This window comes from Pseudotabrizicola formosa (genome assembly GCF_002900965.1).
GTDB classification, from domain to species: domain Bacteria; phylum Pseudomonadota; class Alphaproteobacteria; order Rhodobacterales; family Rhodobacteraceae; genus Pseudotabrizicola; species Pseudotabrizicola formosa.
In genome coordinates, this window is the sequence record NZ_PJOM01000010.1 from 1 (window position 1) to 6101 (window position 6101).

The following is a 6101-nucleotide window of genomic DNA, read 5'->3' on the forward strand; positions in this document are numbered from 1 at the left end:
GGAGGGGATGGAGGTTTTTCTTAAGATTTGCGGCCCATGGTCCGGCTGGAGGCAATATGGGGCGAGTCGGAGAATGGAGAGCGGGATTGGGTCTGGCGCGGGCAGGGTACATCTTGTGGATCACGCGCTTGCGGTGGCGGACAGCCGGGCTGCGTTGAGCGGTCTGACGGCTGCTGTCGGCACGGCCTCTGCTGCGGAGCCGCTTGGCCTTGATCTGACGGGGGAGGCGGCGACGGTTCCGGCCTTGCAGCTTCTTCTGGCCGCGGCGCGGGCGCTTGCTGCGGCGGCGGCGTTTTCCGGCTTTGGCCCGCAGGCGACCCGGGCTTTGGCCGCGCTTTCCCTTCACAGTCCAGAGCGGAGCTAGGATAGCCAGCATGGCCCATACCATTCTTGCCGTCGACGACAGCAAATCGATCCGCGACATGATCAAGCTGACCCTGGTCCCGCTCGGGTACCGGGTGGTCGAGGGCGACAACGGCCAAAGCGGGATCGAGGTGTTCAGACGCGAACAGGTGTCGCTGGTGATCACCGATCTGAACATGCCGGTGATGAACGGGTTCGACTTCATCCGGGCCGTGCGCGGCATGCCCAAGGGGGCAGGCGTGCCGATCATCATGCTGACCACCGAATCCAAGCCCGAGGCCAAGGCCGAAGGCAAGGCCGCTGGGGCCACTGGCTGGATCACCAAGCCCTTCACGCCGGAGAACCTGATCAGTGTCGCAAAAAGACTGGCGGGCTAGGATGACACCCGATCTGAGCGCTGCCGTAGAGACCTTTGTTCAGGAAGCCCGCGAGCAGCTGGAAGGGCTGGAAGGGATGCTGCTGGACCTGGAGTCCGGCGCGGACCGTGACCGTGTCGATGCCATTTTCCGGGTGCTGCACACGGTCAAGGGGTCGGGGTCGATGTTCGGCTTCGGGGCGCTTGCGCGGTTCACCCACCATTTCGAAGATGCCTTTGATGGCGTCCGCGAAGGCCGGATGCAGATTGATAACCGCCTGATCGATGTCTCATTGCGGGCGCGCGACCATATGACAGCGCTGCTTGACTGTGGCGGGGACAGTCCCGAAGCCGCACGGCTGGAGGCGTCGGAAGAGGCGGCCAGCCTGTTGACAACACTTGCCGCCATCATGGGCAAAGGTCAGGGCAGTCCCGAAGCGAGCCTGGCCCCTCCCCCTGCGGCCCTGCCGCAGCGTGAGGCGGTTCTGCGGCGCTGGTCGATCCGGTTCCATCCGGATGCTGCAGCATTGCGCAACGGGATGCGCCCCGATCTGCTGATGGCCGAGGTTGCGGCCCTTGGCGAGGCTGAGATCAGGCTTGATGCCTCGGACCTGCCGCCGCTGGCCGAGCTTGATCCGGAACGGTCTTACTTTGCCTGGGATGTGCTTTTGACCACCGCGCAGCCCCGGGATGCGATCGAAGCGATCTTTCTGTTTGCGGATGATGCGGCATTGGAGATTGCCGAGAGGGATCCCGATGCCCAAGCCACCGCCGCCGCTGCCCCCGCCGCTGCCCCCGCGCAACCGGTCAGAGCACAGGCAGCCGTTGCACTGGCGCAAGACACGCCTGCCGCGCGCCTGCCGCAGGCGACTGCGGGGTCGAGCGAGAATGTCCGCGTTCCGGCAGGCAAGCTTGACGATATCATGGATCAGCTGGGCGAGCTGGTGATTGCGCAGGCGCGGCTGCATCAGATTGCAGCGGCCACCCAGAATGCCGATCTGGAATCGATTGTCGAGGAAGTGGAGCGGCTGGTCACCGGCCTGCGCGACGCAACCCTTTCTGTGCGGATGCTGCCGATTGAATCGGTCTTCGGCAAGTTTCGCCGCGTGGTGCGGGATCTGTCGGTGGAGCTTGGCAAGGATGTGGCGCTCGCCGTCGAAGGCGGCGAAACCGAACTGGACAAGACCGTGATCGATCGCCTGTCCGAACCGCTGGTCCACATGATCCGCAACAGCATGGACCACGGGCTGGAAGATGCGGCCCGGCGTCAGGCCGCGGGCAAGCCCACGCGGGGCAGGGTCACCCTTTCGGCCCGGCAGGAGGGGGGCGAGGTGCTGATCGCGATCGAGGATGACGGTGCCGGTCTGGACACCGAGGCCATCCGCAACCGGGCGATTGAACGCGGCCTGCTGGCGGCCGATGCACAGCCGAACCCGGCAGAAATTCACCAGATGATCTTTGCGCCGGGGTTTTCGACCGCATCAACACTGTCCAGCGTCTCGGGGCGCGGGGTGGGCATGGATGCGGTGCGCAGCGCGGTCGAGGCGCTGCGCGGCCAGACAGAAATCGTCACCGTGCCCGGACGCGGCACGCGGGTGACCCTGCGCCTGCCGGTGACACTTGCGATCATCGACGGCTTTCTGGTGCGGCTCGGACAGTCGGTGTTCGTGATCCCTCTGGCCGCCGTTGAGGAATGCGTGGAGTTTGAAGAGGCCGAGCGCCGGCGGGACAGCGGCCGGTCGATGTTGCGCCTGCGCGAACATCTGGTGCCCTTCCTTGATCTTGATGATGTCTTTGCCCGCCCCCCCAGCACCGAACCCCGGCGGCGTGTGGTCATCGTCAAGGCCGACGGCCAGCGCCTTGGTCTGGTGGTGGATGATATCCTTGGCCAGAACCAGACCGTGATCAAGACGCTCAGCATCTACCACCGCAATATCGCGGGCCTTGCCGGAGCGACCATCCTTGGCGATGGCGCGGTTGCCCTGATCATCGATGTCGCAACCCTTGCCCGCCGCGCCCGTGCGGCGCAGCGGCAGATCGCCTGAGGACAGCGGGCCATGCAAAACACCCTCCAGACCCGCGACAAGCCCGGCCCCGGCGGCGGCCCTGATCCGGAAATGATGCTGATCTTTCGCCTGTCGGGGGAGGTTTTTGCCCTTCCCGTCAGTGAGGTGCATGAAATTCTTGATCCGATCCCGACCACTCCGGTGCCCGGTGCGCCGCCTTTCGCGCCGGCGCTGATCAACGTGCGCGGGGCGATTGCGCCGCTGATCGACATCCGCCAAAGGCTGCGGATGCAGGCGATGCCCGCAAGCGACACTGCCCGCATCATCGTGCTGGACCTGCCGGTGGCTGGGGTGCCCACCCGGATGGCCATCATCGCCGACGCGGTCGACGAGGTCATAGAAACAGACCGCGCCGCGCTCAAACCCGTCCCCGAACTCGGAGCCCGCTGGCCCGAGCCCTATGTGACCGGCGTCGCCAGATCCGGCGATGCCCTCGTCATCCTCCTGAACACCGACACCCTCTTCTGCCCGGATGCAGGGCAAACCCCTCAAGCATGAGCAAGGACAAGACATGCGCGTGACCATCAAAGCCAAACTGATCGCAGTCTTTGCTGTTCTGATCATCTTGCTCGGCGCCTCCAGCTTCATGGCGGTGCAAAAGACGTCTGATATGAAGACAGAAATCGACCAGATCGTTGATCGCTACGCGCGTCAACTGGAGGTGGCGCTGACGATGCAAGGTGCCGCCACACGATCCATGAACCTGGTTCAGGACTATCTGGAGACGGATACGGTTGAAGCGGCGACAGACTCTGTGCGCCTTGCCGACGAATTTCTGACGAGTACAGATGACCTGATCAAAACATTGGGGGGGCTTGTCTCCACTGAGGATGCCAAGGCCCTGCACGCCGCCTTCAGGGCCGATTGGGCCGAGTTCCGAAGGGTTGAGGCAGAGTTGCGCCTTGTCGGCGTCATAAAAAGCGGCGAGAGGGCTCTGCTTCTCTATGCCGAAGAAAGCACGCCAACCTATCTTTCTCTTTACAATGCTTCGGAAGCGTTGATCGCTGACGTCCGGGAGCGCATTGCAAACGCCGAAGTGCGTGATCCGCGATTGGTTTCGCTTGAAGCCTCGATTGACGGCGCGATCGATACGATGCGCGCCCTGCGGGAAATTGAGCGTGACATGTTGATGGCCTGGGTTGACACCGAGCTTGTCGAACTGGCAGCGCGTCTTGAACCCCTGCAGAGCGCGCTGACACAGGACCTGACCCAGGCCAGGGGCTTTGCGGGCGTTACCGACAGCCGGGCTGTGGAGGGCATCATTGCCGGCTGGACTGCCTGGGAAGAGGTACTGGTGCGTGGCACGGGATTGTCACTCGAAAACAGCAATGTCCATGCAACTGCAATCTTGCACGAACAGTTGGATCCCGCCTTTGACAAAGTGATCGACTCTGGAACTGCCATGGCCGATTTTGCCAGAGCCCGGGTCGCCTTTGCCAAAGAAAACGCGCTTGGCGTTTATGAGACCTCCAGGGCGGTGCTGATCACGCTGGGACTGGCTGCTGCCGGTATTGGCATTGCTGCGGCGTTCTGGCTTTCGATGACGATCAGCCGGGGCATGGCGCGGGCTGTGACGGTTGCGCGTGCTGTGGAGAGGGGTGACCTGACGGTTGATGCGACAGCGACGACGCGGGATGAAATCGGCGATCTTCTGTCTGCGATGGAGGGGATGTCGGTTTCTTTGCGAGAGATCACCATGGTTGCAGAGAAGATCAGCCAGGGCGATCTGGGCGTGAAGACAAAACGTCGCTCCGAGGTTGACGGTCTGGGCATTGCGCTGGAAAACATGTTGGAAAGGCTGCGCGAGGTTATTTCCAACGCCAACCACAGTGCCGCCGGTGTGGCCGAGGGCGCGCAGGCAATGTCGGCAACGGCAGAACAGCTCAGCCAGGGGGCGACCGAACAGGCGGCGGCGGCGGAACAGGCCTCCTCCTCGATGGAAGAGATGTCGGCCAACATCCGGCAATCGGCGGACAATGCCGCGCAGACCGAAAAGATCGCGACCAAATCGGCGCAGGAAGCAGAGGACAGCGGCAAGGCGGTGGATGAAGCGGTGCGCGCGATGAAGACCATTGCCGAAAAGATCAACATCATTCAGGAAATTGCCCGGCAGACCGATCTTCTGGCGCTGAACGCGGCGGTGGAGGCGGCGCGCGCCGGACAGCATGGCAAGGGCTTTGCCGTGGTGGCGTCAGAGGTCCGCAAACTGGCCGAACGCAGCCAGCAGGCCGCGGGCGAGATCAGCCAGCTTTCCGGCAAAACCGTCGAGGTCAGCCAGCGCGCCGGTGAAATGCTGCAGGCGCTGGTGCCGTCGATCAAACGGACTGCCGATCTTGTGCAAGAGATCAGCGCGGCAACGCGGGAACAGAATGTCGGCGCAGAGCAGATCAACGAAGCAATCCGACAGCTTGACTCGGTGATCCAGCAAAACGCCTCCTCTTCGACCGAAGCGGCCAGCGTGTCCGAACAGCTTGCGACGCAGTCGGAAGAATTGCGCGGGGTGATCGGGTTCTTCCGTCTGGGTGAGGAGCGGCAACCGATGAAAGCACCGGCTGCAGACCCGTCGCGCGAGGGGGCCAGCCCCCGCCCGACCTTCACGACCCAGCGCCCGCGCAGCATCAATGCGCCGCAGCCTGCGGCAAAGGCCAAGAGCAATGGCGCAGCGCATCCCTTTCAGAACGGGGTCATGATCGATCTTGCGGGCGATACGGCTGGTGGGCGTGAAGATGATTTCCAGCGCTATTGAGCCCTGCGCATGTTTTCAGCATGCCCCGCCCCAGCTTGCAGGTGAATTCAGATGACCGCAGCCCCTCTGGCCGAAGAGGCCTGGACCCAGGACGACAGCGGGGCCACAGATGATCCGCGCACCTATGTGACCTTTGTTCTGGCAGAACAGATGCTGGCTGTCGATGTCGCCATGGTCCGCGAGATCCTTGATATGCAAGCCATCACACGATTGCCAAATGCGCCGGGCGATCTGTTGGGGATGATCGATATCCGCGGTGAGAATGTGGCCCTTGTGGACCTGCCCGGACGCCTTGGCCTGCATGGCCCCCCATGCGAAGGGGCCGGGCGGATCATTGTTCTTGAATTCGGGAGCAATCCGGCAACGCCGATCGGCGTCATTGCCGATCGCGTCCTCGGAGTGGCCGAGATTCCAGATGATGAGATCGGAGCGGCCCCCAGTGCGATGACAAGCTGGGATGCCTCAGTGCTGCGCGGCGTGGCACGCGTCAACGGCCAGCTGATCCAGATCCTTGCCCTTGAAACCGTGTTCCAGACCAACCTTCCCGGTGCGTTTGATTTCGAATGAAGGG

The 6101-nt window shown here is 63.2% G+C and carries 6 protein-coding genes; all 6 read left to right on the plus strand.

Annotated features, from left to right (window positions below; genetic code table 11):
• The first annotated feature begins 73 nt into the window (after positions 1–73).
• The 6 genes from CXR43_RS17585 to CXR43_RS17610 are packed head-to-tail and all read left to right on the plus strand — an operon-like array spanning position 74 to position 6097.
• On the plus strand, positions 74–364 hold the full coding sequence (locus CXR43_RS17585) for a hypothetical protein (protein WP_146036562.1): 291 nt from the start codon (positions 74–76) through the stop codon (positions 362–364).
• Between the two features lie 10 nt (positions 365–374).
• A complete protein-coding gene (locus tag CXR43_RS17590) occupies positions 375–740 on the plus strand; it encodes a response regulator (RefSeq protein WP_103336571.1) in 366 nt (121 codons plus the stop codon).
• A gap of 1 nt (position 741) precedes the next feature.
• The gene (locus CXR43_RS17595) at positions 742–2763 is read left to right on the plus strand and encodes a chemotaxis protein CheA (protein WP_103336574.1); all 2022 of its coding nucleotides are present in this window, start codon (positions 742–744) and stop codon (positions 2761–2763) included.
• A gap of 12 nt (positions 2764–2775) precedes the next feature.
• Complete coding sequence (locus CXR43_RS17600; protein WP_103336576.1) at positions 2776–3282, plus strand: chemotaxis protein CheW; 507 nt, start codon at positions 2776–2778, stop codon at positions 3280–3282.
• 13 nt (positions 3283–3295) lie between these two features.
• Entirely contained in the window at positions 3296–5530 is a 2235-nt protein-coding gene (locus CXR43_RS17605) for a HAMP domain-containing methyl-accepting chemotaxis protein (protein WP_168219888.1), read from the plus strand.
• Between the two features lie 51 nt (positions 5531–5581).
• Positions 5582–6097 carry a chemotaxis protein CheW gene (locus CXR43_RS17610; protein WP_103336582.1) on the plus strand — a complete coding sequence of 172 codons (516 nt, stop codon included), beginning with the start codon at positions 5582–5584 and terminating at the stop codon, positions 6095–6097.
• Positions 6098–6101 lie beyond the last annotated feature (4 nt).

Coding starts and splice junctions, on each gene's coding strand:
- CXR43_RS17590 (WP_103336571.1), top strand. CDS start 375: ATGGCCCATACCATTCTTGCCGTCGACGACAGCAAATCGATCCGCGAC.
- CXR43_RS17600 (WP_103336576.1), top strand. CDS start 2,776: ATGCAAAACACCCTCCAGACCCGCGACAAGCCCGGCCCCGGCGGCGGC.
- CXR43_RS17585 (WP_146036562.1), top strand. CDS start 74: ATGGAGAGCGGGATTGGGTCTGGCGCGGGCAGGGTACATCTTGTGGAT.
- CXR43_RS17595 (WP_103336574.1), top strand. CDS start 742: ATGACACCCGATCTGAGCGCTGCCGTAGAGACCTTTGTTCAGGAAGCC.
- CXR43_RS17610 (WP_103336582.1), top strand. CDS start 5,582: ATGACCGCAGCCCCTCTGGCCGAAGAGGCCTGGACCCAGGACGACAGC.
- CXR43_RS17605 (WP_168219888.1), top strand. CDS start 3,296: ATGCGCGTGACCATCAAAGCCAAACTGATCGCAGTCTTTGCTGTTCTG.